General features: G+C 64.9%; 24 protein-coding genes and 1 pseudogene. 16 read left to right on the top strand and 9 right to left on the bottom strand.

Annotated elements, in window-relative coordinates:
• A partial coding sequence (locus F3J20_RS17810) for an MFS transporter (RefSeq protein ID WP_167284069.1) occupies positions 1-593 on the top strand: 593 nt, incomplete at its 5' end.
• A 132-nt stretch (positions 594-725) separates the two neighbouring features.
• On the opposite strand, the gene F3J20_RS17805 is transcribed toward F3J20_RS17810, so the two are convergent.
• Positions 726-1712, bottom strand: a complete 987-nt coding sequence (locus tag F3J20_RS17805) for a sulfonate ABC transporter substrate-binding protein (RefSeq protein ID WP_167284068.1) — start codon at positions 1710-1712, stop codon at positions 726-728.
• 29 nt (positions 1713-1741) lie between these two features.
• The gene (locus F3J20_RS17800) at positions 1742-2581 is read right to left on the bottom strand and encodes a MetQ/NlpA family lipoprotein (RefSeq protein ID WP_167284067.1); all 840 of its coding nucleotides are present in this window, start codon (positions 2579-2581) and stop codon (positions 1742-1744) included.
• A gap of 229 nt (positions 2582-2810) precedes the next feature.
• Between F3J20_RS17800 and F3J20_RS17795 the strand changes: the two genes are divergently transcribed.
• Positions 2811-3491: a protein-L-isoaspartate(D-aspartate) O-methyltransferase gene (locus tag F3J20_RS17795; RefSeq protein ID WP_167046147.1), complete on the top strand. Its 681-nt coding sequence runs from the start codon at positions 2811-2813 to the stop codon at positions 3489-3491.
• Between the two features lie 173 nt (positions 3492-3664).
• Complete coding sequence (locus tag F3J20_RS17790) at positions 3665-4024, top strand: PH domain-containing protein (RefSeq protein ID WP_167284066.1); 360 nt, start codon at positions 3665-3667, stop codon at positions 4022-4024.
• Between the two features lie 85 nt (positions 4025-4109).
• Here the strand turns inward: F3J20_RS17790 and F3J20_RS17785 are convergent, their stop codons facing one another.
• Together F3J20_RS17785 and F3J20_RS17780 are read right to left on the bottom strand one after the other, a co-directional pair.
• The gene (locus tag F3J20_RS17785) at positions 4110-5090 is read right to left on the bottom strand and encodes an amidohydrolase family protein (RefSeq protein ID WP_167046141.1); all 981 of its coding nucleotides are present in this window, start codon (positions 5088-5090) and stop codon (positions 4110-4112) included.
• 83 nt (positions 5091-5173) lie between these two features.
• Positions 5174-6502: an MFS transporter gene (locus F3J20_RS17780; protein WP_167284065.1), complete on the bottom strand. Its 1329-nt coding sequence runs from the start codon at positions 6500-6502 to the stop codon at positions 5174-5176.
• Between the two features lie 269 nt (positions 6503-6771).
• On the opposite strand from F3J20_RS17780, the gene F3J20_RS17775 reads away from it, so the two are divergent.
• The 9 genes and pseudogenes from F3J20_RS17775 (at position 6772) to F3J20_RS17735 (ending at position 14398) form a co-directional block, all read left to right on the top strand.
• Positions 6772-7674 (top strand): LysR family transcriptional regulator, encoded by a 903-nt coding sequence (locus tag F3J20_RS17775; protein ID WP_167284064.1) that lies wholly within the window; start codon positions 6772-6774, stop codon positions 7672-7674.
• Positions 7675-7822: 148 nt separating this feature from the next.
• The gene (locus tag F3J20_RS17770; protein WP_167284063.1) at positions 7823-8422 is read left to right on the top strand and encodes a 2'-5' RNA ligase family protein; all 600 of its coding nucleotides are present in this window, start codon (positions 7823-7825) and stop codon (positions 8420-8422) included.
• Positions 8423-8616: 194 nt separating this feature from the next.
• The gene (locus tag F3J20_RS17765; RefSeq protein ID WP_167284062.1) at positions 8617-9015 is read left to right on the top strand and encodes a DnaJ family domain-containing protein; all 399 of its coding nucleotides are present in this window, start codon (positions 8617-8619) and stop codon (positions 9013-9015) included.
• 200 nt (positions 9016-9215) lie between these two features.
• Positions 9216-9755: pseudogene (tadA, locus tag F3J20_RS17760) on the top strand (tRNA adenosine(34) deaminase TadA); the annotation flags it as partial.
• Positions 9756-9979: 224 nt separating this feature from the next.
• Positions 9980-10906, top strand: a complete 927-nt coding sequence (ldcA, locus tag F3J20_RS17755) for a muramoyltetrapeptide carboxypeptidase (protein WP_167284061.1) — start codon at positions 9980-9982, stop codon at positions 10904-10906.
• A gap of 399 nt (positions 10907-11305) precedes the next feature.
• On the top strand, positions 11306-12256 hold the full coding sequence (puuE, locus tag F3J20_RS17750) for an allantoinase PuuE (RefSeq protein ID WP_167284060.1): 951 nt from the start codon (positions 11306-11308) through the stop codon (positions 12254-12256).
• Positions 12253-12774: a 2-oxo-4-hydroxy-4-carboxy-5-ureidoimidazoline decarboxylase gene (gene uraD / locus F3J20_RS17745; protein WP_167046118.1), complete on the top strand. Its 522-nt coding sequence runs from the start codon at positions 12253-12255 to the stop codon at positions 12772-12774. Before puuE ends, uraD begins: the two co-directional genes overlap by 4 nt.
• Positions 12775-12878: 104 nt before the next feature.
• Positions 12879-13889: an allantoicase gene (alc, locus tag F3J20_RS17740; RefSeq protein ID WP_167284059.1), complete on the top strand. Its 1011-nt coding sequence runs from the start codon at positions 12879-12881 to the stop codon at positions 13887-13889.
• Positions 13886-14398 carry an ureidoglycolate lyase gene (locus tag F3J20_RS17735; RefSeq protein WP_167284058.1) on the top strand — a complete coding sequence of 171 codons (513 nt, stop codon included), beginning with the start codon at positions 13886-13888 and terminating at the stop codon, positions 14396-14398. Before alc ends, F3J20_RS17735 begins: the two co-directional genes overlap by 4 nt.
• Before the next feature lie 191 nt (positions 14399-14589).
• On the opposite strand, the gene F3J20_RS17730 is transcribed toward F3J20_RS17735, so the two are convergent.
• The 4 genes from F3J20_RS17730 to uraH form a co-directional block, all read right to left on the bottom strand.
• Positions 14590-15939 (bottom strand): type II toxin-antitoxin system HipA family toxin, encoded by a 1350-nt coding sequence (locus F3J20_RS17730; protein ID WP_167284057.1) that lies wholly within the window; start codon positions 15937-15939, stop codon positions 14590-14592.
• Positions 15936-16202: a helix-turn-helix transcriptional regulator gene (locus F3J20_RS17725; protein ID WP_167046107.1), complete on the bottom strand. Its 267-nt coding sequence runs from the start codon at positions 16200-16202 to the stop codon at positions 15936-15938. The genes F3J20_RS17730 and F3J20_RS17725 overlap by 4 nt, the downstream gene beginning before the upstream one ends.
• A gap of 282 nt (positions 16203-16484) precedes the next feature.
• Positions 16485-17678, bottom strand: a complete 1194-nt coding sequence (locus F3J20_RS17720; RefSeq protein WP_167284056.1) for a urate hydroxylase PuuD — start codon at positions 17676-17678, stop codon at positions 16485-16487.
• Positions 17679-17917: 239 nt separating this feature from the next.
• Positions 17918-18271: a hydroxyisourate hydrolase gene (gene uraH / locus F3J20_RS17715; RefSeq protein WP_167284055.1), complete on the bottom strand. Its 354-nt coding sequence runs from the start codon at positions 18269-18271 to the stop codon at positions 17918-17920.
• 563 nt (positions 18272-18834) lie between these two features.
• On the opposite strand from uraH, the gene F3J20_RS17710 reads away from it, so the two are divergent.
• Complete coding sequence (locus F3J20_RS17710; protein ID WP_240162826.1) at positions 18835-20271, top strand: 8-oxoguanine deaminase; 1437 nt, start codon at positions 18835-18837, stop codon at positions 20269-20271.
• Positions 20272-20420: 149 nt separating this feature from the next.
• On the opposite strand, the gene F3J20_RS17705 is transcribed toward F3J20_RS17710, so the two are convergent.
• Positions 20421-21353, bottom strand: coding sequence for a LysR substrate-binding domain-containing protein (locus F3J20_RS17705; RefSeq protein WP_167046098.1), 933 nt, complete (start codon positions 21351-21353; stop codon positions 20421-20423).
• A gap of 336 nt (positions 21354-21689) precedes the next feature.
• Here F3J20_RS17705 and F3J20_RS17700 point away from each other — a divergent pair, with 336 nt between their 5' ends.
• The 3 genes from F3J20_RS17700 to F3J20_RS17690 are packed head-to-tail and all read left to right on the top strand — an operon-like array spanning position 21690 to position 25351.
• Positions 21690-23219 carry an ABC transporter ATP-binding protein gene (locus F3J20_RS17700; RefSeq protein WP_240162827.1) on the top strand — a complete coding sequence of 510 codons (1530 nt, stop codon included), beginning with the start codon at positions 21690-21692 and terminating at the stop codon, positions 23217-23219.
• A 36-nt stretch (positions 23220-23255) separates the two neighbouring features.
• The gene (locus tag F3J20_RS17695; protein ID WP_167284053.1) at positions 23256-24362 is read left to right on the top strand and encodes an ABC transporter permease; all 1107 of its coding nucleotides are present in this window, start codon (positions 23256-23258) and stop codon (positions 24360-24362) included.
• 59 nt (positions 24363-24421) lie between these two features.
• Positions 24422-25351 carry an ABC transporter permease gene (locus F3J20_RS17690; RefSeq protein ID WP_167284052.1) on the top strand — a complete coding sequence of 310 codons (930 nt, stop codon included), beginning with the start codon at positions 24422-24424 and terminating at the stop codon, positions 25349-25351.
• The last annotated feature ends 55 nt before the right edge of the window (positions 25352-25406 follow it).

Here is a 25406-nt window from a genome sequence, read left to right as displayed (position 1 = left end):
TCGGCCAGTTCGCCGGCAACTCGACCGTGGTGTTCTTTCTCACGTGGTTTCCGACCTATCTGGTCACCGAGCGTCATATGGCGTGGCTCAAGATCGGCTTCTTCGCGATCCTGCCGTTCCTCGGCGCATCGGCCGGCGTGCTGTTCGGCGGCTGGGTGTCCGATCTGCTGCTGCGCCGTACCGGCAACGTGAACCTCTCGCGCAAGCTGCCGATCATCACCGGCCTGCTGCTGTCGGCGTGCATCGTGGCCGCGCTCTATGTGCAGAGCGATACCGCAGTGATCGCGGTGCTGTCGCTCGCGTTTTTCGGTCAGGGCATGGGCGGGCTCGGCTGGTCGATCATTCCCGATATCGCACCGAAGCGCCTGATGGGACTCACCGGCGGTATTTTCAATTTCACTGCGAACATCGCCGGCATCGTCACACCGATCGTGATCGGTGCGATCGTCTCACTGACGGGGTCGTTCTACTGGGGGCTGATGTTTATCGGCGCGGTGGCGATACTGGGCGCAGCGTCGTACATTTTCATTCTCGGCGATATCAAGCGGATCGAATTGCCAGACGATACGGCGCCGCTGAAGCGGGCGGCATGAGCGCGTCATAGTAGTCACGATCGGTGACGACAACCGCGTGCGGTGATTGCATCGACATGGCAATCACCGCACGCGGTGTTCGTGCTCACGACTCGAACTGATAGTGCGGGTTCATCTCATAGGCGCCTGCCGCTACGCGAGATTCGAAGGCGCGGCCTTCAACACGTCGACATGCTTCGGAATCAGGCGGAGTTCGAGGAACGTATCGGCAATCTGCTGCTGCTCGCCGAGAATCGCGCGGGTAATCGGCTGCGTGCCGAACTGCTGGCGCTGCACGGCCGCGTCCACGACCGGTTTCGGCAGACCCCAGAGTTGCGCCAGTTCGCTCGCGAGTGAGTCGCGGTTCTGCTGGCCCCATTGGTCGATCTTGTCCAGTTCCTCGATCACGATGCGGATCACGTCGGGATTGTTTGCGGCGTAGCTCTGCGACGAAAAGTAATACGAGCGATTGCCGACCACGCCGTTCGCATCGGCAATCACGCGCGCGCCGAGCGATTTTTCCGCGGCCGCGAAGAACGGGTCCCAGATTACCCATGCGTCGATCGAGGCGCGCTCGAATGCGGCTCGCGCATCGGCGGGCGCGAGAAACACGGGCTTCACGTCGGCGTATTGCAGGCCATGCTGACGCAGCAACTGCACGAGAAAGTAGTGGACGTTGCTGCCCTTGTTGAGCGCGATCCGTTTACCCTTGAGGTCCGCGACCGAGCGGATCGTCGATTGCGGCGGCACGAGCACCGCTTCGGATTGCGGACGCTTGACCGTCGCGGCGACGTACACCAGCGGCGCGCCGGCGGCCTGCGCGAAGATCGGCGGTGCTTCGCCGACGTCGCCGAAATCGATCGAGCCGACGTTCAGTGCTTCCAGTTGCACTGGGCCCGCCGCGAACTCGGTCCAGCTGACCGAGACGTTGAGCGGCGCGAGCCGTTTTTCGAGCGTGCCGCGCCCCTTGAGCAGAGTCAGATAACCCTTCTGATTGCCGATGTGCAAGGTGCGCGAGGTTCCCGAGGGTCCTTGTGCGAAAGCGGGTGGCGCGCTGGCGGACGATGCGGCGAGCGCCGCGGCGCCGAGCGACAGTTTCAGGAAGGCGCGACGATCGCGGGTCGTTCGTTGAGTGGACATGATGGCGAGCGGTAGAAGAAAGAGGGTGGTCAGTGCTGCGGCGCGCCGTCCCATGCCGGCAGTGTCGCGCCGCGATAGACGCTCAGAATCTCCGAGGCGACATTGGCCTGCTGATAGCTGTCCACGATAACCTTCACCCAAGGTGCGCTCGAATCTTTGGCATTGACCGCGATGAAGTTTCGATACGGATTGCCAGGCACTTTTTCCTGCGCGATGCGTTGCTGCGGAATCTGGATGCCGGCCTCGATCGCCCAGTCGGTATTGACGACGGCTGCGTCGAGATCGCCAATCGCCCGGCCCACGATGCCCGCGTCGAGTTCCTTGATCCGGATGTGCTTCGGGTTGTCCGCGATGTCGCGCGCGGTCGGCAGCAGACCGACATCGGGCCGTAGCCTGATGAGCCCGTTCGCCTGCAGAAGCAGCAGCGCGCGGCCTTCGTTGCTCGGATCGTTCGGCACGCCGATCGTCGCGTTCTGCGGCAGCGCCGCGACCGATTTCACCTTGACCGAATAGAGGCCGATGGGCTGCACATAGGTGAAGCCGACCGGCACGATATCGTAGTGGCGCGCGGCGATCTGCGCATCGAGATACGGCTTGTGCTGGAAGGAGTTCGCGTCGAGGTCGTGCTGCGCGAGCGCTTCGTTCGGCTGCGTATAGTCGGAGAACGTCGTGACCTTCACGGTGATGCCCTGTCTGGCCGCATTGGCCGCGACCGCGCGCCATACGTCCTCGTCTTCGCCGGACATGATGCCGACGCGCACGGTCTGTCCGGCCGCGCGTGCCGGTTGCGCGCCGACGATGCCGCAGACGAGAAGAACCGCGAGCAACGGAGAGAGAAAGGCGGTCTTGAGCAGGTTCGTTGTTCTCATGATCTTGCTGTTATCGAATGAAGGGAAATGAAGGTCATCAGATCGTAGAGAGGCGCCCGTGGCCGCGCAAATAATATCGAGCGCTATCGTTATCGCGGATAAGCGCAAGGCCGCGGGATGGAGCAGGGCGGTTCGCGGGACGGCCGCGCACGCGTTGCGCGCATTCCGGCGGCACGGCTTATGCTGGGTTGATGGGGCCGGTCGGCGTGGCGACCGGCAGGAGGCTGCGATGAGCGATTTCACCGAGGCGCGCGAGCGCATGGTCGAGCGGCAGATCGTGCGCCGGGGCGTGCGCGCCCCCCACGTGCTGGCGGCGATGCGCAGCGTGCCGCGCGATGCGTTCGTGCTGCCGGGCTGGAGAGAATTCGCCTATGACGATTCGCCGTTGCCGATCGGCGGCGGGCAGTCGATCTCGCAGCCGTTTATCGTCGCGAGGATGCTCGAAGCGGCGGCGCTGCATCCGGGCGACCGCGTGCTCGATATCGGCACCGGCTCCGGCTATGCCGCCGCGATTGCCGCGCGGATCGTGGCGAGCGTCGATTCGATCGAACGCGACGCCGAACTGGTCGAGGCCGCTCGCGAACGCCTGGAGCGGCTCGGTTACGCGAACGTGGCGGTGCATCTCGGCGATGGCACCGCCGGCTTCGCGGCACATGCGCCTTATGACGCGATCGTCGCGGCCGCGAGCGGCCCGCACGTGCCGAAGGCGTTGCTCGCGCAGCTTGCGTGCGGTGGCCGCCTCGTGATGCCGATCGGGCGCGAGGCAGGGCGCCAGCGGCTCGTGAAGATCGTGCGCCGCAGCGAGCAGGAATACGAGGAAACTTCGTTCGACGAAGTGAGGTTCGTGCCGCTCGTCGGCGACGACGGCTGGCCCGAGCGGGGAGGGTTGACGGGGCGGCCGGAGTGGTGAGAAGGGAAGCCGCCGCGCCGGCGTCAGGCCGACGCGTTCGCGGGTCCCTTTAGAACGCGATTGAAAATGGTTGCCGGATGGCGGGCCGGATCGGCCACAATGTAAGTAATGAGGCAGCAGCGGATATCTGGCGCCTCGCTTCGATCCAATGGAAATAGAGTGACGACATGATAATGAGCCGGATCAACGCCTGGCTGCTCGGGCGCTTGCCATCGCGCAGACTCTCCGTCTCGCTATCCCTGAGCGACCAGGGTCTTACCGTGAAGAACCCGCAAGGCGAGCAGCACATGGCCTGGCAGGATATTGGCGAAGTGGTCGCCACGCGGTCGGATCAATTGGTCGGGAATACTGTCTTGCTGCTGGTCGGCCTGAACGATGGCCGTACCCTGACCGTGCCTGAGGGCGATCCCGTCTGGCATGATCTGGCAATGAAGTTGCCGGCGTATCTGGCCGGCGCAAAACCCTATGAGGAATGGGCGCTGCGCTCCGCTTTTTCCGCGGGAACACCTCGCGTCGAGGTATTCCGGCGTTGATCGCAGCGCTCATATCCAGGCGGGTGTCGATCACCGTCATGCTCGCCGGGAGCATGAGCGTCTCCCGATTAACCCCTTGGCGTTCCTAGAAACCGAACACCCGCAGCGCATTGTTGCCGCGCACCGCTTCGCATTGCTCCTTCGGCAGACGCGCGGTGTTCGCAAACGCGCCGCGAATATCGTGCACCTGATGCGGCCAGTCGGTGCCGAACATCACGCGATCCGCGCCGACGACCGAGACGAGAAATTCGAGCGAGGCCGGACTGTACGTGATGCAGTCGTAGTAGATATGGCGCAGATAGTCGATCGGCTTGCGCTTCATCTGACGGCGCTGCGGAATCTCGACCTCGTTGCCCTTCTCGAAGCGGCCGGCCAGATACGGCAATGCGCCGCCCGCATGCGATGCGATGATCTTCAGGTTCGGGTACTGATCGAAGAAGCCCTCGAAGATCATGCGCGTGATCGCGAGCGTCGTGTCGAACATGAAGCCGACGGCCCAGCTCAGATCGAACTTCGTCATGTCCATCAGTTCGGCGCCCGGCGGATCTGTCGGATGCACGAGCACCGGCAGCGCGCGCCGGTCGATCTCGGCCCAGATCGGCGCGAACATCGGATCGGTGAGGCTGCGTCCCGCCACGTTCGCGAGCACCATCACGCCGCTCGCGCCGTTATCGCAGGTGCGGCGCAATTCTTCGAGCGCCGCTTGCGGATATTCCCACGGCAACGACGTGAACCAGCGGATGCGCCCGGGGTACTTCGTTTGCGCTTCGGCAAGCGTGTCGTTCGATTCGCGCGCGGCGAGGCAGCTCGTTTCCTGATCGCCCCAATAGACGTTCGGGCAGGTCAGCGAAACGACCGAGATGTCGATGCCCGATTCGTCCATCTGACGGATACGCATGTCGAAATCGAAATGACCCTTCTGCGGAATCACGACCGGCGTGTTGCCGCGAAACACTTCCTGCTGACCGTCGGGGCGGGTCTGGATGTTGTAGGCACCGCCGCGCTGCCGCAGCAGTTCGAGCCATTTGTGCGTGAAGATGTGCGTGTGAACGTCGATGACAGGCATGCAAGCTCTCCGGAAAAAGAGGGGGGCGTGAAGGCGCTCCATGCGCCTTCGGTTCGAGGCGAACGATTCGCGATACTGACGATCTATCGATGCGAATCGCCGTGCGGATAGGAGGGAAGCGGCGCGGGCGCGGCAAAATCGTTGCCGTCGTGTGCGTGACGGTTCAGCATGAACGCGCCGATCAGGCCGAGCGCGAAGAACACCGCGCAGAAATGCGCAGGCATCATGTTGTTGCCGCTCACATGCAGCAGCCATGTGAGCACGAGCGGCGACAGGCCGCCGAACAGCGCCGCGCCGATGTTGTACGAGATCGCGAGTCCGGTCGAGCGGACTTCGGTCGGAAAGAGGCCGGCGAGCGCGGTTGGAATCGGCGCGTTCGAGGCACCGATCAGCAAGGCGAAGCTCAGTTCGACCGTGAGAATCGACGCCATCGACGGCGCGTTGACGATCCAGTAGTAGGCGGGATACAGCACGACGAGAAACAGCACGAGCGAGACGCGGATCATGCGCGCGCCGCCGATGCGGTCGGCGAGATGGCCGAACACCGGAATCATCACGACGCGCAGCAGCACGCTCGCGAGCAGCACGGTGAACGGCAGCGTCACCGGCATATGCAGATTCTGCACCGCGTAAATCGGCAGATACGTGATGATGACGTACGACATGACGTTGAGCGCGGCGCTCAATGCGAGCGCGACGAACAGCTCGCGCGGATAGTGCGTCAGCACGCGCGAGAACGGCACCTTCGCGCGCTGGCCGAGCTTCTCGAACGCTTCCGTTTCGGGCAGATTGCGGCGGATATAGAAACCGACCGGACCGATCAGCAGACCGAGTAGAAACGGCAGGCGCCACGCCCACGATTCGAGCGCCTCATGCGTGAACAGATGCGTGAGCGCGCTGCCCATCGCGACCGCGAGCAGCGCACCGAGCGCCTGCGCGAACATCTGCCAACTGCCATAGAGATTGCGGCGCGTCGGCGGCGCGTACTCGATCAGCATCGCGGTGGCGGTGCCGAATTCGCCGCCGGCCGACACGCCTTGCAGCAGACGCGCGCACAGCACGATCGCCGGCGCGATCAGGCCGATCTGCTGGAAGCCCGGCGTGAGGGCGATCATTGCGGCGGAGAGAGTCATCAGGGCGATCACGAGCGTCAGGCCGGCCTTGCGTCCTTTGCGGTCGGCATACATGCCGAGCAGAATCCCGCCGAGCGGACGCACGACGAAGCCCGCGCCGAACGTCGCGGTCGTGAGCATCAAGGCGGCGTATTCGCTGTCGCTCGGAAAGAACTGTTTGGCGATGATGATCGACAGAAAGCCGAACACCACGAAGTCGTACCACTCGAGCACGTTGCCGAGCGTCGATGCCACGGCGCCTAGCCAGCGCCTGCGTGAATCGGTTGCTGTCGTTGTCACGACTGTCTCCTGCGAGGGCTCGCCTGTCGTTTTATCCGGTCGCACCCGTCGCTTCGGCGCGCCGCCGCGCTATTGCATGGCCGTGCCGGTCTGCCGGCGGCGGTGCAATGCGTAGGCAAGCAATGTAGGGTACTGTCGGCATGAAAACAATCGAACAAAATCAATGCTTGCATAAAGTAACTTTATGATTGTGCTTTTGCTGGATTGTCTCGATGGCCTTGTCCTCACGACCCCTGCCTTCATGATCTTGCCCTTATGACCTTGCTCTCATGACTCCCACGATCAAGCAACTGCGCGCGTTCGCACTCGTGTGCCGGTTCGGCGTGCTCACGCGCGCGGCCGACGAGCTGTTCATCACGCAGCCGGCGGTGAGCGTGCTGATTCGCCAGATGGAAGAAGCGCTCGGCCTGCGCCTGTTCGATCGCACGTCGCGTGCGTTGCGGCCGACGGCGGCCGCGCACGAAATTCTGCCGGCCGTCGAGCGCATGCTGCGCGATCTCGAAACGATCCAGTCGAGCGCCAAAGAACTGACGGGGCGCGAGCGCGGCCAGTTGCGTTTCGCGGCCACGCCGTCGATCGCGGCGGCGATCGTGCCGAAGCTGCTGGCGGAATATCGCGCGCTCTATCCGAACATCGAGGTGTCGGTCGACGACGCCGCGCCCGATCGGCTGACCGCCTCGACGCTGACCGGCGACGTCGAATTCGGCATCGGCACGATCAGCGACCGGCTCGACGGCATCACGCTGCAATGCCTCGCGCGCGACCGGCTGTGCGCGATCTGCCGCAAGGATTCGGCGCTCGCGAAAAAGCGCCGCGTAAGCTGGAAGGATGCGTTGCAGTACCCATGGATCGGCATCCGTTCGACGAGCGGCATCCGCACGCTGATCGACGAAACGCTGTTTGCGCTCGGCACGCGCAAGCCGGTCGAATACGAGGTGTCGTATATGACGACCGGGCTTTCGATGGTGCAGGCGGGTCTCGGTATCGCGATCTTTCCGGGCATTCTGCTCGGCGCCTTTCCGCACCGCGATCTCGTCGCGCGCAAGCTCGAAGCGCCCGCCGTCACGCGCGACGTGAACCTGATCCGGCGTGCCGGGCATTCGCTCTCGCCGGCCGCCGAGTCGTTTATCGAGCTTTGGTACAAGCGCATCGGCAAGCCGGCCGAGGTGTAGCCGGGGCCTGGTTTTTTTGCGTGGGGCATGAAATACTGTATGAATATACAGTATGATGGAAAGACCGGCCGCGAGTGCAGGCGGCGCGCGCAGCGCACGAACGGACACGTGAAAACTCGCGCGGAAACCAGCGAAGGAACGAGGCAAGATGCCTGAACAACTGTGGCTGCCCGGACTCGAGGCGCCGCCCACGCCAACCGACGGACTTTTTTTCGCCGTCTTTCCCGACACCCATACGGCGGCCGGCATCGCGAAGTTCGCGCGGCAGCTCTGCGACGAGGCGCGCGCGCGCAGCAAGCCGCTCGCGGCGGGCCGCCTGCATGTCACGCTGCGCCATCTGGGGAATTTCGCGGGCGGCTTGCCGCCGGAATACGTCGACGCGGCGAAGCGGGCGGCTGGCGCGGTCAGCATGGCGCCGTTCGCGGCCGAGTTCGACGCGCTCGAGAGCTTCGCGAAGAAGCCGCGGCCAGGCCCGGCGGTGCTGGTCGGCGAGGATGGCGTACAGGGGCTGCATAGGCTGCACGAGGTGCTCGGCGGGGCCTTGCGAACCGCCGGTTTCGGGCCCAGTTTCGGGTCCGATACACACTTCGAGCCGCACGTGACGCTCGCCTATGGGATACCTTGGGCCGAGCGTCGCCCGGTCGAGCCGGCCAGCTGGAACGTGCGGGAATTTGCGCTGATCCACAGTCTGCTGGGGCGTACGCGGCACATCGTCCTCGCGCGCTGGCCGTTGACGGGAGAGCCTTGATGGAGAGTGAGCGGTTGGTCGGCGGCGGGGCTTCACCCGGGTTTCGCTCCTGGGGGCGGCAAATTCGCGCAATCCAGAAAAGCCACGAAGGCTACGAAGGCCACGGATCGGCGGTGGTTTTATGCCGGCGAGGCAGTCTGAACGCCCGTGCGCTCCCTGATAGAATGCACGGGCCGCAACGTAGTGGATTGCAGATGAAATTGCTTGATGCGCTTGTCGAACAGCGTATTGCCGCCGCCGCGCGCGGCGAGTTCGACGATTTGCCGGGTGCGGGGGCGCCGCTGCCTCTCGACGACGATGCACTGGTGCCGCAAGAGGTGCGCGTCGCCAACCGGATTCTGAAAAACGCGGGCTTCGTGCCGCCCGCTGTCGAACAGTTGCGTGCGTTGCGCGACCTGCAAATGGAGCTCAATGCCGTGAGCGATCCGGCAACCCGTTGCCGTCTTCAGGCGCGCATGCTCGCGCTCGATATGGCGCTCGAATCGCTGCGCGGCGGTCCGCTCGTTCTGCCGCGCGAATATTGCCGCCGGATCGCCGAACGTCTGTCGGAGCGTGCCGGCAATCCCGATCAAACCGGCGCGGGTTCACGGTGAGCGAGCCCTTCGTTCAAGCCGCTGCAGCGGATGCGTCGGGGCCGGCCGAGGGCTATAGCGGGTCCGGTTGCGCGGGTGCCGGGAGCGGCAGTGAGAGCGCGAACGCTGCCGACGTCGCTGCGCCATCTTCGTCGGCTGTGGGTGCCGAATCCGCTCGTGCTGACGTAGCCGGTACTGCCGTGGCGTCCGTGACCGACGGCATCGCGGCCGCTTCCGCTACTGCCGTCGTCCCACCCGAGTCTCCCGAAATCCCCGTCGTTTCCGAACGCGACCTGCGTTTCATGGCACTGGCCCAGGCCGCCGCCGAAGAAGCGCGCGCGGCGGGTGAAGTGCCGGTCGGCGCGGTCATCGTGCGTGGCGACGAAGTGATCGCCACGGGCTTCAACCATCCGATCTGCGCGCACGATCCTTCCGCGCATGCGGAAATGGTCGCGTTGCGCGCCGCTGCGCAGGCGCTCGAAAACTATCGCCTGCCGGGCTGCGAACTCTACGTGACGCTCGAACCTTGCCTGATGTGCGCCGGCGCGATCATGCACGCGCGCATCGCGCGGGTCGTGTTCGGCGCGCGCGATCCGAAAACCGGCGCGTGCGGCAGTGTCGTCGATGCGTTCGCGAATCCGCAACTGAACCACCACACGAGCGTGAGCGGCGGTGTGCTCGAAACCGAATGCGGCGAGGCGCTGAGTTCGTTTTTCGCGGAGCGGCGTCGCGCGAGCCGGGCGGCCCGCGCGGCGGCGCGAGGCGAGGTCGTTGGCATGGGCGAAGAGACGGGAAAAGCCACGACAGGAAGCGGGGAACAGGCAGCGGAAAAATCCACGGAAAAGACGGCTGACGCCAGCACGCAGGTTCCGGCCAATAGTGCAGCGACCACCAGCCTCGACACCGCGACCGACACCGACCGCCCCAGTAGCGAATCGCCCCTAACTCCGCCGCTCTAAAACGACAACCCGCAACGGGCCTTGCCATGATCGCTCATCGCACCATCGAACTGATTGCGCCGTCCGGGTATCCGCATGATCCGGAAGGCTTGCATCGCGCGTTGCATCGCTTGCGCGCGCAGGGGCATCGGGTCGAGGGCGAAGCGGCGGCGATGCGCCGTTATCAGCGTTTTGCCGGCACCGACGGCGAGCGCGCGGCCGATCTGAACCGGCTCGCCGATCCGTCGCGCGCATTGCCCGACGTCGTGCTCGCCGTGCGCGGCGGCTACGGCGCGGTGCGCATCCTGCATGGCCTCGACTATGAAGGGCTGCGGCGGCGGCTCGTCGATCAGCCGGTCGCGCTGGTCGGCCATAGCGACTTCACCGCGATCCAGCTTGCGCTGCTCGCGCGCGCCGGCGTGAAGACCTTCGGCGGCCCGATGCTGATGAGCGATTTCGGCGCGGAAGAGCTGAGCGAATTCACGATGCGGCATTTCTGGTCGGCGTTGACGAAGCCGTCCATGACCGTGACGGGCAACTCGCCGCAAGCGCAGGCGGTCGACGTGTCGGGCATGCTGTGGGGCGGCAATCTGGCGGTGCTGGCGTCGCTGGTCGGCACGCCGTACATGCCGCCGGTGCAGGGCGGCATCCTGTTTCTCGAGGACGTCAACGAGCAGCCGTTCCGCATCGAGCGGATGATCTATCAACTGCATCTGGCCGGCATTCTCGCGCAGCAGCAGGCACTCGTGCTCGGCGATTTCTCGGGCGGCAAGACCTACGAGTACGACAACGGCTACGACTTGCACGCGATGATCGAGCAGGTGAGGGCGTTGATCGGCATTCCGGTCGTCACGGGGCTGCAGTTCGGCCATATCCGCAACATGCTGACGCTGCCGGTCGGCGCGGACGCGCATCTCGTCGCCAACGCGCACGGTTTCAGGTTGACGTTGTCGGGTTATCCCTGCCTGGCCTGAGGCCGGAGGGCTGAACGGGGCGCATAGAGCAGGACGCAGACGGGCAGGAGGAAGCAGAGACGTGAAGACGTTAAAGACGTAAGCGGGCAGCGCTGGCCCGTTTTCTTTTCAGCATAAAAACGCAACTAACCGACCGTGCCTGAGGCTCCCCACATTACGGCATCCTGAGCGTCGATCACGACCTCATCGCACCCCCGCCATCCACGGGTAAACGCTAAAACCGCGGCCTCGCACATACATTCCGTGTAACACGCACTATCTGTCCATGTGTATGGGCGCACCCGGACGTTTTCGCTACACTGGGTCAACTCGGCGAGCCGGCATGAATCCCATACCGGCCCGCGCATTGCCCGAGCCTCACATGCATTTTTCGTCCCGTTACCACGCATTCGTCAGCTCATGCCACTCGACCCGAACTACCCACGCGATCTGATCGGCTACGGCCGCCACCCGGTCCACGCGAACTGGCCGGGACGCGCGCGGGTCGCGGTGCAATTCGTGCTCAATTACGAAGAGGGCGGCGAGAACTGCGTGCTGCACGGCGACCCCGCATCCGAGCAGTTCCTCTCGGAGATCGTCGGCGCGGCGGCGTATCCGGCGCGTCATATGAGCATGGAGTCGATCTACGAATACGGCTCGCGCGCGGGCGTGTGGCGCATCCTGCGCGAATTCGAAAAGCGCGGCCTGCCGCTCACGGTGTTCGGCGTCGGCATGGCGATCGAACGGCATCCCGAGCTCGCGCGCACATTTGTCGAGCTCGGTCATGAGATCGCCTGCCACGGGTATCGCTGGATTCACTATCAGGACATGTCGCCGGAGAAGGAGGCCGAGCACATGCGCCTCGGCATGGCAGCGATCGAGCGTGTCACGGGCACGCGGCCGCTTGGCTGGTACACCGGGCGCGACAGCCCGAACACGCATCGGCTCGTCGCCGAATACGGCGGCTTCCTGTACGACTCGGATTACTACGGCGACGACCTGCCGTTCTGGATGGACGTCGAGGTGACGGGCGGCCGGCAGGTGCCGCAACTGATCGTGCCGTACACGCTCGATACCAACGACATGCGCTTTGCGACGCCGCAAGGCTTCAATACCGCCGATCATTTCTTCACCTATCTGCGCGACGCATTCGACGTGCTCTACGCAGAAGGCGACGAAGCGCCGAAGATGCTGTCGATCGGCATGCACTGCCGGCTGCTCGGGCGGCCGGGGCGGTTTCGCGCGCTGCAGCGCTTTCTCGATCACATCGAACAGCACGAGCGCGTGTGGGTCGCGCGGCGCGTCGACATCGCGCGGCACTGGCACGAACATCATCCTTACCAACCAGACAACCGCGAGGCAGCGGCATGAAGGCGATGCAATACACCCTGGACCAACTCAACAGCCTCTCTACCGACGCGTTCGTCGCGGCGCTGTCGGGCATCTTCGAGCACTCGCCGTGGGTCGCGGAAATCGCGGCGCGCGAGCGGCCGTTTGCGAGCATCGACGCGTTGCATCACCGGATGTCGAAGATCGTCGAGACGGCCGGCGAAGCCAGTCAACTCGCGCTCATCAACGCGCACCCGGAACTGGCCGGCAAGGCCGCCGTGCGCGGCGAGCTGACCGCCGAATCGACGCGCGAGCAGAGCGGCGCGGGGCTTGCACAATGCACGCAGGCGGAGTTCGACAAGCTGCATGCGTTGAATCATGCGTATCGCGAGAAATTCGGCTTCCCGTTTATTCTCGCGGTGCGTGGCTACGACCGTCACGGCATCATCGCGAACTTCGAATCGCGCGTGAACAATAGCCATGCCGACGAAATGCGCGCGAGCCTCGATCAGATCTATCGCATCGCACGTTTCCGGCTCGACGACCTGATCGACGCGTGACGTCATCGCGCCCGGCAGGCGGGCGTGCCCGGTCATCCGGCGCAGGCCGCGAACCGTAACGTTTTTTTCCGCACCCATACCAATCGATATCAAGGACGACAAAGATGGCACTTCCGATTCTCGATCCCAACGCACCGGAATTCACGCGCCGTTACGTGAACCTGGCGGACCCGCGTCTGGGCGCGCAGGCGCTCGCGGCCAGCGACGAATTTTTCGCGCCGAAGGACCGCATGCTGAATCCGGAGCCGGCCGTCTTCATTCCGGGCAAGTACGACGACAACGGCAAGTGGATGGACGGCTGGGAAACGCGCCGCAAGCGTACGACCGGCTACGACTGGTGCGTCGTCAAGCTCGCGCGGCCGGGCGTCATCAAGGGGCTCGACCTCGACACGAGCCACTTCACCGGCAACTTCCCGCCGGCGGCGTCGGTGGAAGCGGCGCGTGTCGTGGATGGCGCGCCGAACCAGGCGACGCAATGGACCGAGATCGTGCCGTCGACCACCTTGCAGGGCAATAGCCACCACTACCTCGAGGTTGGCGACGCGAACGCGTACACGCATCTGCGCGTGAACATCTATCCGGACGGCGGCATCGCGCGCCTGCGCGTGTACGGTCAGCAGCAGGTCGACTGGGCCGGCGCGAGCCGCACCGAGCAGTTCGATCTCGCCGCGATGGAAAACGGCGCGTATCTGGTCGGCGCGAACAACCAGCACTTCGGCGCGGCCTCGACGATCCTGATGCCGGGCCGCGGCGTCAACATGGGCGACGGCTGGGAAACGCGCCGTCGCCGCGAGCCGGGCAACGACTGGGCGATCGTCGCGCTCGCGCAGCCGGGCGTGATCCGCAAGATCGAAGTCGACACCGCGCACTTCAAGGGCAACTATCCGGATCGCTGCTCGATCCAGGCCGCGTACGTGAAGGGCGGCACCGACAGCTCGCTCGTCACGCAGGCGATGTTCTGGCCGGTGCTGCTCGGCGAACAGAAGCTGCAGATGGACAAGCAGCATTTCTTCGAAAGCGAGATCGCGGCGCTCGGGCCGGTCACGCACGTGCGCTTCAATATCTATCCGGACGGCGGCGTGTCGCGTCTGCGTCTGTGGGGTACGCTCGAATGAAAACGCTCGCCATCGAACCGCTGACGAAGGACGCATTCGCCGCATTCGGCGACGTGATCGAACTCGACGGCGCACGGCAGATTCCGATCAATCTCGGCACGACGATCCGCTATCACGATCTCGCGAAAGTGGACGTGAGCGACGAGAACGGCCGCACGCTCGTCAATCTGTTTCGTGGTCAGCCGCGCACGCTGCCGTTCGAGGTGAAGATGCTCGAGCGTCATCCGCTCGGCAGCCAGGCGTTCGTGCCGCTCAACGACAAGCCGTATCTGGTCGTCGTTGCGCCCGCAGGCGATCTCGACCCCGCACGGATTCGCGCGTTCGTCACGAGCGGCTGGCAGGGCGTCAACTACGCGAAGGGCGTGTGGCACCATCCGCTGATCGCGTTGGGCGAGGTGAGCGACTTTATCGTTGTCGATCGCGGCGGGGACGGGCTCAATCTCAACGAGCAGGATCTCGACGAGCCGCTGTGGCTGACCGAGGATGCGTTGAGCGCGGTGGCGGTTTGATGGCAAGACGACTGCCGGGGAGCCGGTAGCGTGCCGGTTTGAAGGGGAAGCCCGCGACGTAGGGTATGTCGCGGGCTTTTTTATGGGGGCGGTGGTTGGCGAGACGAAAACGCTGGCTTCAAAGGTTGCATGAAGGTTTGCATTCAGGCTTGCATCAAGGGCCGCGTCAACGTCGACGCCAGCGTGCGCGCTCAGCTTCGCCTGCCAAGCAGCGGCGAATGTCCGATCACCTCTCTTGTCCGTTCGGGCGGCTCGGGCGCCGAAAATCCCGCTGCTTCGATTGCCGGCTTGAGCCCCTTGAATTGCAGGCTTTTCTTCGAGGAGCGCAACGAGGCCATGCCGTCGTCCCACGCATGCAGCATCTGCTTGGCGAGCGCGCGCCACTGCGGTTCGTTGCGGGCCGCTTCGATCAGTTCATGGCCGACGTCGACCGCCGAGTCGCATAACGCCTCGACCATCTGCGCATATTGCCGCGGCGCGATACCCATACGGGTGTTGAAAAAGCGCTCCAGTGTCTTGCCGGCTGCCCAGGTCTTGCGGCCGTCAACGGCCAGGCCTGGCGGATTGGCTGCGAAGCGCGGATACGCCTGCGTTGTCACGACGTCGTAGACAGGCGTGAACGCGACATCGTCGATCGAGGTATAGAACAGCGCGACATTCTTGGTGTGGCAGTCCGCATTGCGCACGACGTAGTTCGTCAGCAGATGCCAGCCAAGCTGCTGAAGTTGCGCGCGCATGGTGTCGCGATCGAGCAGATAGGCGCGCGCGGCGTTGAGCAGCTTTTCGCTGGTCGAATTGTATTTTTCGTGCGGCGGCAAGCCGAGCAGGCCGCACATGTCTTCCACGCCATATGCCGGAAATCCCTGCGCATCGACGTCGAAGCGTTCGACGATCAGCGCGCGGCCATCGTCCGACATCCGCGTGCGCGCAACCGGCGCAACGCCGAGCCTCTCCAGCACGCGCATCGAATAGAACTCGTTGAAACCGAGAAACGGCGTGTTGTCGTCCGAACCCTTGACGATGTGGCGGCTCGTTCGAAGCGTGGGTTTGCCGAGCGGCAACAGCGTGGGCGCAATGGACGGCCGCGCTTCCGGTGCGATGAACTTCGGCACGACGCCCGAGATGGCGGCCCGCGCGTATTCGCGGACGAGCTGCGCAAAATGTTCGGCGGAGTTGTCGCCGTGCAGGATGTCCTCGACGTCGAGCGCCTGGAGTTCGGTGCCCGGCGCGACCCCTTCGGGCGTGACCGTGACCCGGCCAATCCCCATCGAGCCCACGACGGCAAGCAGCGAGAGATCGGTGCCGTCGAGCAGCGGCCCGAACTGCTCGCGGATCAGATTCAGCAGATAGCCCTCGGGCAGGTTCTGCCGGAAAAACGGATGCAGGTCACGCGGCCAGCGCCAGGCTTCTTCGCGCACCGGCATCGTCAGGCTGATGAAGTCGGCCGCGCTCGCGTCGCCGTTGTACTTGAGCACATAGTCGTCGCGTTCGCGAAACAGCGTGGCGACGTTTTTGCCGAGTACCTGGACGTCGAGCTTCATGGCTGCGCGTCCGGGCTGCGTTGTTCCGCGAGGATGTCTTCGAGCGTGCGGCCGTGTCCGTGAGCGACGAACTTGAGGTCGTAGCCGGCGGCTTCGAGCAGGCGCACGAGCACGGACACGCTCATGTCGTTTTTGGCGAGCGTTTCCATACGTGCGACGGTCGTGCGGGCAACACCCGCGCGGCGCGCGAGTTCTTCCTGCGACAGGTTGCTGTTGCGCCGCACGGTTTTGAGCATCTCGGAGACATCGGCGAGGTGGGTCATTTGTAGCCTCAGGGCATCAAATTCGGCGAATTCAGCTTGAATTGTAGCCCAGGAGACACAGAAATGCGATTTATTTTTGTGCCTCTTGGGCTACATTTTTCCCGTTTTCGATGCTTTTTGTAGCCTCAGGGCATCAACTCAGGGCGTCAAAGTGCTATATCGATTCTGCCGACCACACACGCCACCATCGCCAAACGACCGCGGGCTTGCCGCTCCCGCGACAAGCCCGCTTCACATTGCAGCCTCGACTTCGGTGCCGGATCGCTCGCCCGGCACCCACCCTTACTTCGCCGCGCCTCCCTCGAACCACGCCGCGATCTTCATCCGTTCCTCATCGGTCATGTGCGTGACGTTGCCGAGCGGCATCGCCTTCAGCGTGACCGCCTGCTGATAGATGCGCTGGGCGTTCTGCGAGATTTCGTCGGGCGTATCCATCATCACGCCGGCCGGCGCGCTGCCCATCATCGTCGGATGGGCGGAGTGGCAGGCCACGCAGCGCTGCTGCAGCACCGGCGCGATGTCGGCGACCTTCAGCGTCGGCGCGTTGGCGGCCTGCGCCTGCGGCACCACCGGGCGCGGCATGGTCCACGCGAGCGCGACGCACATCAGCGCGACGCCGACGAGCGGCAGATACCACAGCACCTGGCCGCGATGGCGCATCACGAAGAACTGGCGGATCAGCGCGCCGGCCAGCATGATGACGACGAGCACGGCCCAGTTGTACGGATGCGTGTAGGTCATCGCGTAGTGGTTCGACAGCATCGCGAACACGACCGGCAGCGTGAAATACGTGTTGTGCACCGAGCGCTGCTTGCCGCGCTTGCCGTAGATCGGGTTCGGCGTGTCGCCCTTGAGCATCGCGTCGACCATCTTGCGCTGGCCCGGAATGATCACGAAGAACACGTTGGCCGACATGATCGTCGCCAGCATCGCGCCCATGATCAGATACGCCGCGCGACCCGCGAAGATATGGCAGGCGAGGTACGCCGCGATCAGCACGTAGGCGCCGACGCAGATGCCGAGCAGCTTGTCGCGCGTGCCGAGAATGCGGCACAGCGAGTCGTAGACGATCCAGCCGGCCGCGAGGAAGCCGATTGCCGAGGCGACCGCGACCACCGGCCCCATGTCGAGCACGTTCTTGTCGATCAGGTAAGTGCTCGGCGAGAACAGATACAGCACGGTAAAGAGACCGAAGCCCGACATCCACGTCGTGTACGACGGCCACTTCGACCAGTGCAGGTCTTCCGGCATTTCGGGCGGCGCGACCGTGTACTTCTGCATGTTGTAGAAACCGCCGCCATGCACGTGCCACAACTCGCCGAACACGCCGCGGCGGCGCTGGTTCGGATCGGTCGGTGGTTTCAGGCTGTTGTCGAGCGCGACGAAATAGAACGATTCGCCGATCCACGCAATCGCGGCGATGACGTGGAACCAGCGAATCGCGAGGTTCAGCCAGTCGGTGATAAAGCCTTCCATGAAACTCCTCCACTTCTGATTCGTTGTGCGCGCGATGACGTTCGACGTTGCCGGTCATCGCGCCGGCTGCGGGGTAAAAGACGCAGCACGGGTTTTTATGGGTATCGCGGGGCGTGCGGCCCATCGCGTTGCGCGCAGGTTCGCCGGTCGTCGCTCGTGTCTCCTCCGCGGGACCGGCGAGCATCCGCGCAATGCGTTCGGGCGCGGCTCTCGCGTACGCGGCCTGGTTGCTCCGTGGCCTAGCTGCCCCGATACGTGCTGTAAGCCCACGGCGACACGAGCAGCGGCACGTGATAGTGCGCGCCCGTATCGGCGACACCGAAGCGCAGCACCACGCGATCGACGAAACGCGGCTCGGGCAGCTGCGTGCCGAGCAACGCGAAGTAGTCGCCGGCGCCGAACACGAGTTCGTATTCGCCCGCGACGAGCGCATCGCCTTCGAGCAGCGGCTCGTCGCAACGGCCATCGTGATTCGTGAGGGTGGTTTTGAGCACGCGGCGCGTGTCGCCCGCGAGCGCGAAGAGTTCGACCTTGATGCCCGCGCCGGGACGGCCGTTCGCGGTGTCGAGCACGTGGGTAGTGAGCTTGCCCATTCGCAATTGTCCTTGTGTGAATGCGAGGTGTCGGTGGCGGCCCGATCCATTAACGTTAGCGGCGGATCGAGGCTCCACGTCAGTGGCTACATACCCGTCGGCGAACTGAAGCGAGCGCCGTGGAAGTCATTGTAGAAAGGATGCGCCGTCCCGCGCGCGAGCGATAGGAAAGATAATAGCTGGCGCATGACGGACAGCCTTCTGAAAGCCCGCGCGCGCCGCTTTCCGGCCTGTTTTACGTTCATTTGCTCGCCGGATCATCGTAGCGCGGACAAAAAACGGACCACTATATCGGCGGCGTGAATCCGGGTATCGCAACGGCGCGAGTTGCGGCCGTTATTTTGGCCACGCAAGGTTCACGTTATGCGCGGCGCGCGATGAACCGATAGTTCAAGGTTCAACGCCGAGGTTCAAACCCGCGCAACTCCCGAAGACGGCGTGACACGCTGGGTAACCGGGCCAACGGCGTTCGACGGAACGCGGCGGCGCGGTTCGCGTGCCGCCGCATCGCGTTCGAACGACTTTGCACGACAGCACCGAAAGCACAAAGGCGGAGAAAACGAATGACGATGGAACCGGCAGCAGCCACGAATACGCCATCCAGCGAGGCAACATCCCAGACGGCGACGGCGGGCAAACCGAAAAAAACGCTGCTCGTGAAGCACGCGGACGTACTCGTCACGATGGACGGCGAGCGGCGCGAGTTGCGCGACGGCGCCCTGTATATCGAGGACAACCGCATCGTCGCGGTCGGGCCGACGGCGCAACTGCCGCACACGGCCGACGAGGTACTCGACATGCGCGGCCATCTCGTGATTCCGGGCCTCGTCAACACGCATCACCACATGTACCAGAGCCTCACGCGCGCGATTCCGGCGGCGCAGAACGCCGAACTGTTCGGCTGGCTCACGAATCTCTACAAGGTGTGGGCGAACCTCACGCCCGAAATGATCGAAGTCTCGACGCTAACTGCGATGGCCGAACTGCTGCTGTCCGGCTGCACGACGTCGAGCGACCATCTGTACATCTACCCGAACGGCAGCCGTCTCGACGACAGCATCGCCGCTGCGCGCCGCATCGGCATGCGCTTTCATGCGGCGCGCGGCAGCATGAGCGTGGGCCAGAAAGAGGGCGGCTTGCCGCCCGATTCGGTGGTCGAGCGCGAGGCGGACATCCTGAAGGACACGCAGCGTCTGATCGAGACGTATCACGACGAAGGGCGTTACGCGATGCTGCGCGTCGTGGTCGCGCCGTGCTCGCCGTTTTCGGTGAGCCGCGATCTGATGCGCGAATCGGCGCTGCTCGCGCGCGAGTACGGCGTGTCGATGCATACGCACCTCGCCGAGAACGTCAACGACGTCGAGTACAGCCGCGAGAAGTTCGGCATGACGCCGGCCGAGTATGCGAACGATCTCGGCTGGGTCGGCCGCGACGTCTGGCATGCGCACTGCGTGCAACTCGACGACGCCGGCATCGAGCTGTTCGCGCGCACCGGCACCGGCGTCGCGCATTGTCCTTGTTCGAACATGCGGCTCGCGTCGGGCATCGCGCGCGTGCGGCGCATGCGCTCGGCGGGGGTGCCGGTCGGGCTCGGCGTCGACGGCTCGGCTTCGAACGACGGCGCGCAGATGGTCGCCGAGGTGCGCCAGGCGCTGCTGCTGCAGCGCGTCGGTTTCGGCCCCGATGCGATGAGCGCGCGCGATGCGCTCGAAATCGCCACGCTCGGCGGCGCGCGCGTGCTGAACCGCGACGACATCGGCGCGCTCGCTCCCGGCATGGCGGCGGATTTCGTCGCGTTCGATCTGCGTCAGCCGCTGTTTGCGGGCGCGCTGCATGATCCGGTGGCGGCGCTGGTGTTTTGCGCGCCGTCGCAGGTGAGCCATAGCGTGATCGACGGCCAGGTGGTCGTGCGGGATGGACGCTTGACGACGCTCGACCTCGGGCCGGTCATCGAGCGGCATAACGGGCTGGCGCGGGTGCTGTATGAGGCGGCGGTGTAGGGCCCTACTAACGCGCTGATTAGCGGACTAAACCGCGGGCTGAATAGCAGGCCGACCAGCAGGCTGACCAGCGGGGGCCGACGGGCAGCGAGAAGAGGGCCGGCGAAAGACAGGCAGGAGACGGGCCAAAGACCTCGCCCCCGGCAGCCTCAAGGCTTGTCGATCAACGTCTTCGTCGCCTCGGCGACGAGCCCGCGCAGCCAGCGCACTTCGTCGGAGTAATGCACGCGCTCGTGCCACAGCTGGTAGTACTGCATCGGCGGAAAATCGAGCGGCGCGGGCACCACGGTCAGCGGCAGGAACTTCGCGTAGTAGTCGGCAAAGAGTCGCGTGGTCGTGAAGATCAGGTCGGACTTGATCAGCACGTACGGCGCCAGATTGAAGTACGGCAGCGTGACGACCACGTGGCGCTTTAAGCGCTCGCGCGCGAGGTGCACGTCGATCGCGCCGCGCTGGCCGACCGAATACGGCGTCGGCGCGAGATGCGGCGCGTTCAGGTACTGGTCGAGCGTAAGCCCGCCGCGTTTGGCGAACGGATGCGTGTTGCTCATCAGGCAAACGATCTGATCGACGAACAGATTCGACAGATGCAACTGCTCGGGCGGCTCCGGCCAGTTGCCGACCACGATGTCGAGCTTGCCGTCTTCGAGCGCGAGTTCGTAGTCGAACGCGGGACCGAGCGAATGGAATTCGAGCGTCGCGTTCGGCGCGGCCTGGCGAAAGCGTTCGACGACGGTCGGCACGAACAGCACGTTCAGGTAGTCGGGGCAGCCGATCCGGTAGCAGCGGATCGAGGTGGCCGGGTCGAAGTTGTGCTGCTGGAACTTGATGCGCTCGATTTCGCGCAGCGCGTTCTGCACCGGTTCGAGCAGGCGCAGGCCGTATTCGGTCGGCACCATGCCGGACTTGCCGCGTACCAGCAGCGGGTCGCCGGTGATGTCGCGCAGACGGCGCAGCGCGGCGCTGATCGCCGGCTGCGATTGATTGAGTTTGACGGCGGCGCGCGTGACGCTGCGCTCCATCAACAGCGTGTGCAGGACCCGCAGCAGGTACGTGTCGATCGCCTCGCGTTGCTGACTCATGGATTCTCCGAAATATATGTGCTGGCTGATCGAATGGGCGTGTGGGTATAAGCGTTTTAATATGGACGAAACATGCCGTCAAGGGTGGCATACCCGCAGAGGTCGCAGTGGCGCGGGTTTGCGGGAATTTTGGCGGCTCGACTGAGTAGGGCGAATTAGGTATCGTCATCCGATTATGGTGACGGATCGTTCGCGGGCACGCTGGACGAACCCGCGCGGAAACCGGCAGTCACTGACGCACGACGCAATCACATGAGCGACTTTCCCTCTGGCGGCAACGCCGCCGCGCAGCCGGGGCCGGGTTCATCGAACACGGGCACCACGGCGCCACGGCTGATGCTCACGGGCATCACCAAGCAATATCCGTCCGTGCGCGCCAACGACGACGTCACGCTCGTCGTCGCGCCGGGCGAAATCCACGCGGTGCTCGGCGAGAACGGCGCGGGCAAGAGCACGCTGATGAAGATCATCTACGGCGCGGTGCGGCCCGACGCCGGCGAGATTCGCTGGGAAGGCGAGACGGTCGAGATCGCGAATCCGGCGGCCGCGCGCAAGCTCGGCGTCGGCATGGTGTTCCAGCACTTCTCGCTGTTCGAGACGCTGACGGTCGGCGAAAACATCGCGCTCGCGCTCGACGAACCATTCGACCTGAAGACCTTGTCGAAGCGCATTCGCGAGGTGTCGGCCGACTATGGCCTCGACATCGATCCGCAGCGTCACGTGCACAGCCTCACGGTCGGCGAGCGGCAGCGCGTCGAAATCGTGCGCTGTCTGCTGCAGAAGCCGCGGCTGCTGATCATGGACGAACCGACTTCGGTGCTGACGCCGCAGGCGGTCCGCAAGCTCTTCGCGACGCTGCGCCGGCTCGCGGCCGAGGGTTGCAGCATTCTCTACATCAGCCACAAGCTCGACGAAATCCAGGCGTTGTGCGACACCGCGACCGTCATGCGCGGCGGCCGCGTGACCGGTCACGTCAAGCCGAAGCACGAGACGCACGCATCGCTCGCGCAACTGATGGTCGGCCATTCGCTGCCCGATTACACGCGGCGCGAGCACCAGCCAGGTGCGGTGCTGCTCGACGTGAAGCGGCTGTCGGTGGCAAGCGACGACCCGTTCGGCACGTCGCTGCATGAGGTGTCGTTCAGCGTGCATGCGGGCGAGATATTCGGCATTGCGGGCGTGTCGGGCAACGGGCAGGCGGAATTGCTGGCGGCGCTATCGGGTGAAAAGCGCGCCGAAAAACGCAGCATGCCGGCCGATGCGATCACGATCTGCGGCAAGCCCGCCGCGCGTCTCGGCGCGGGCGGCCGGCGCGCGCTCGGCTTCGGCTTCGTGCCGGAAGAGCGTCTCGGCCGCGGCGCGGTGCCGTCGATGAGTCTCGCGGACAACGCCTTGCTCACCGCGCATCGCCAGCAGATGGTGAGCTCGGGCTGGATTCGCGCGGGCGCGATACGCGCGTTCGCGAGGCGCTGCATCGATGCATTCGACGTGCGCTGCGGCGGCCCGGACGCGCTCGCGCAGAGTCTGTCGGGCGGCAATCTGCAGAAGTACATCATGGGCCGCGAGATCCTGCAGGCGCCGAAGGTGCTCGTGGTCGCGCAGCCCACATGGGGTGTCGACGTCGGCGCGGCGGCGTTTATCCGTCAGCAGTTGCTCGATCTGTCGGCGCGCGGCGTCGCGATTCTCGTGATCTCCGAAGAGCTGGAAGAGCTGGTCGATATCTGCGATCGCCTCGCGGTGCTCGCGGGCGGCCGGCTCTCGCCGGTGCGTGCGACCGGCGCGACCCATGCCGAGGAAATCGGCCGCTGGATGGCGGGGCTGTTCGGCGACCGCGAGGGCGCGGCGGACCAGCCGGCGCATGCGTGACTCACCGAACCGAACCCGAACCATTACACGCTATTCATGACGCTTCCTTATCGACTCGAAGCCCGCACGGCGCCCTCGCGCGCGATGCAGCTTGCCGTGCCGCTGATCGCCGCGTTGCTGACGCTCGCGATCGGCTTCCTGATCTTCGGCCTCGTCGGCCGCGACCCGTTGCAGGCGATGCACGCGTTCTTCATCGAGCCGCTCTCCAGCATCAACGGCTGGTCGGAACTGCTGCTGAAGGCGTCGCCGCTGTGCCTGATCGGCCTCGGTCTCGCGATCGGTTATCGCGCGAATGTCTGGAACATCGGCGCCGAAGGGCAGATGCTGCTCGGCGGCATTGCCGCGAGCGGCGTCGCGATCTATTTCGATCAGGCAAGCGGCGGGTGGATTCTGCCGACGATGATGCTCGCCGGCGTGCTCGGCGGCATGACGTGGGCCGCGATTCCGGCGTTCCTGAAGAGCCGCTTCAACACCAACGAGATTCTCGTGAGCCTGATGCTCACCTACGTCGCGACGCAACTGCTGATCTATCTCGTGAGCGGCCCGTGGCGCGATCCGCAGGGCATGAATTTTCCGCTGTCGGAAATGTTCGGCGGCGACGCGCTCTATCCGACGCTCTATGGCGACTGGCACTGGATATGGCTGCGCGGCACGCGCCTCAACGCCTCGGTCTTTCTCACGCTGATCGCGATTCCGCTCGCATGGCTTTTCATGCGCAAGAGCTTCGCGGGCTACCGGATGAACGTCGGCGGACTCGCGCCGCTCGCCGCGCGCTATGCCGGTTTCTCCGACACGAAGACCGTCTGGACCTCGCTGCTCATCAGCGGCGGTCTCGCGGGGCTCGCCGGCATGGGCGAGATCGCCGGTCCGATCGGCCAGTTGCAGGCGACCTGGTCGCCGGGCTACGGCTTCACCGCGATCATCGTCGTCTTCGTCGGGCGCCTGCATCCGCTCGGCATCGTGCTCGCGAGTCTGCTGATGGCGCTGCTCTATCTCGGCGGCGAAGCGGTGCAGACCTCGATGCAATTGCCGCAGGCGCTCTCGGGCGTGTTCCAGGGGCTGCTGCTGTTCTGCCTGCTCGGTGCCGATCTGTTCGTGAACTACCGTGTGCGGCGCCGCTCGGCGGCCGTCGCAGCCCGTTAATCCGCTGATCCGTTTCTTGTCCGCTTCTTATCCATTTCTTATCCGCTCATCCGCCGCTTATGGATATCCAGCAAGCCAGTGCGCTCACGTCGAGCGCCATCACCGCGTCGATCCCGCTGATGTTCGCGGGCGCGGGCGAACTCGTCGCCGAAAAGTCGGGCGTGCTCAACCTCGGCGTCGAGGGGATGATGCTGATGGGCGCCGTGAGCGGCTACGCGGTCACGGCGCTCACGGGCAGCCCGTGGCTCGGCGTGCTCGCCGCGATCGGCGCCGGTCTCGCGATGTCGCTGCTGTTCGCGTTCCTCACGCTGACGATGCTCGCCAACCAGGTCGCGACCGGCCTGTCGCTGACGATCTTCGGCATCGGCCTGTCGGCCTATGTCGGCAAGCCGTACACGTCGGCCGCCGTGCGCGCGACGATCGACACGTGGACCATTCCCGGCCTCTCGAAGATTCCGGTGCTCGGCCCGGCGCTGTTTACGCTCACGCCGCTCGATTACCTCGCATTCCTGATGTTTGCCGCGATCGGCTGGTTCCTGTATCGCACGCGTGCCGGGCTCGTACTGCGCTCGGTCGGCGAATCGCCGCAGGTCGCGCACTCGGTCGGCTTTCCGGTGGTCGGCGTGCGCTATGGCGCGGTGGCGTTCGGCGGCGGCATGGCGGGGCTCGCCGGCGGCTACTATTCGATCGTCAATCTGCACCTGTGGCAGGAGAATCTGACCTCGGGGCGCGGCTGGATCGCGCTCGCGCTCGTCGTGTTCGCGACGTGGCGCCCCGGGCGTCTCCTGATCGGCGCGCTGCTGTTCGGCGCGGTCACGGGCCTGCAGTTCTATGCGCAGGCGATCGGCGTGCCGGTGCCGACGCAGTTCCTCGCGATGCTGCCGTACGTCGCGACGATCGTCGTGCTCGCGCTGATCTCGCGCAATCCGAACACGATCCGTCTGAATGCGCCCGCATCGCTCGGCAAGCCGTTTTTTTCGGCGGGCTGAGCGGGCCGGCGTTTTTGGCGATTCGCGCTTCATCATCGGCTCATTGCCATTCGCG

It is taken from the genome of Paraburkholderia sp. Cy-641 (assembly GCF_011752945.1).
In the GTDB taxonomy this organism is placed as follows: Bacteria; Pseudomonadota; Gammaproteobacteria; order Burkholderiales; family Burkholderiaceae; genus Paraburkholderia.
The sequence above is the reverse complement of the archived record's forward strand: the minus strand, read 5'-3'. Positions and strand labels throughout refer to the sequence as shown.

Excerpts from the sequence above, each read along its gene's own strand:
- puuE (WP_167284060.1), top strand. The coding sequence starts at position 11,306 with ATGCCACTCGACCCGAACTACCCACGCGATCTGATCGGCTACGGCCGC.
- F3J20_RS17720 (WP_167284056.1), bottom strand. The coding sequence starts at position 17,678 with ATGGAAGGCTTTATCACCGACTGGCTGAACCTCGCGATTCGCTGGTTC.
- F3J20_RS17775 (WP_167284064.1), top strand. The coding sequence starts at position 6,772 with ATGACTCCCACGATCAAGCAACTGCGCGCGTTCGCACTCGTGTGCCGG.
- F3J20_RS17710 (WP_240162826.1), top strand. The coding sequence starts at position 18,835 with ATGACGATGGAACCGGCAGCAGCCACGAATACGCCATCCAGCGAGGCA.
- alc (WP_167284059.1), top strand. The coding sequence starts at position 12,879 with ATGGCACTTCCGATTCTCGATCCCAACGCACCGGAATTCACGCGCCGT.
- F3J20_RS17790 (WP_167284066.1), top strand. The coding sequence starts at position 3,665 with ATGAGCCGGATCAACGCCTGGCTGCTCGGGCGCTTGCCATCGCGCAGA.
- ldcA (WP_167284061.1), top strand. The coding sequence starts at position 9,980 with ATGATCGCTCATCGCACCATCGAACTGATTGCGCCGTCCGGGTATCCG.
- F3J20_RS17705 (WP_167046098.1), bottom strand. The coding sequence starts at position 21,353 with ATGAGTCAGCAACGCGAGGCGATCGACACGTACCTGCTGCGGGTCCTG.
- F3J20_RS17800 (WP_167284067.1), bottom strand. The coding sequence starts at position 2,581 with ATGAGAACAACGAACCTGCTCAAGACCGCCTTTCTCTCTCCGTTGCTC.
- F3J20_RS17725 (WP_167046107.1), bottom strand. The coding sequence starts at position 16,202 with ATGACCCACCTCGCCGATGTCTCCGAGATGCTCAAAACCGTGCGGCGC.
- F3J20_RS17805 (WP_167284068.1), bottom strand. The coding sequence starts at position 1,712 with ATGTCCACTCAACGAACGACCCGCGATCGTCGCGCCTTCCTGAAACTG.
- F3J20_RS17700 (WP_240162827.1), top strand. The coding sequence starts at position 21,690 with ATGCTCACGGGCATCACCAAGCAATATCCGTCCGTGCGCGCCAACGAC.
- F3J20_RS17695 (WP_167284053.1), top strand. The coding sequence starts at position 23,256 with ATGACGCTTCCTTATCGACTCGAAGCCCGCACGGCGCCCTCGCGCGCG.
- F3J20_RS17730 (WP_167284057.1), bottom strand. The coding sequence starts at position 15,939 with ATGAAGCTCGACGTCCAGGTACTCGGCAAAAACGTCGCCACGCTGTTT.
- F3J20_RS17770 (WP_167284063.1), top strand. The coding sequence starts at position 7,823 with ATGCCTGAACAACTGTGGCTGCCCGGACTCGAGGCGCCGCCCACGCCA.
- F3J20_RS17765 (WP_167284062.1), top strand. The coding sequence starts at position 8,617 with ATGAAATTGCTTGATGCGCTTGTCGAACAGCGTATTGCCGCCGCCGCG.
- uraD (WP_167046118.1), top strand. The coding sequence starts at position 12,253 with ATGAAGGCGATGCAATACACCCTGGACCAACTCAACAGCCTCTCTACC.
- F3J20_RS17795 (WP_167046147.1), top strand. The coding sequence starts at position 2,811 with ATGAGCGATTTCACCGAGGCGCGCGAGCGCATGGTCGAGCGGCAGATC.
- F3J20_RS17735 (WP_167284058.1), top strand. The coding sequence starts at position 13,886 with ATGAAAACGCTCGCCATCGAACCGCTGACGAAGGACGCATTCGCCGCA.
- F3J20_RS17785 (WP_167046141.1), bottom strand. The coding sequence starts at position 5,090 with ATGCCTGTCATCGACGTTCACACGCACATCTTCACGCACAAATGGCTC.
- uraH (WP_167284055.1), bottom strand. The coding sequence starts at position 18,271 with ATGGGCAAGCTCACTACCCACGTGCTCGACACCGCGAACGGCCGTCCC.
- F3J20_RS17690 (WP_167284052.1), top strand. The coding sequence starts at position 24,422 with ATGGATATCCAGCAAGCCAGTGCGCTCACGTCGAGCGCCATCACCGCG.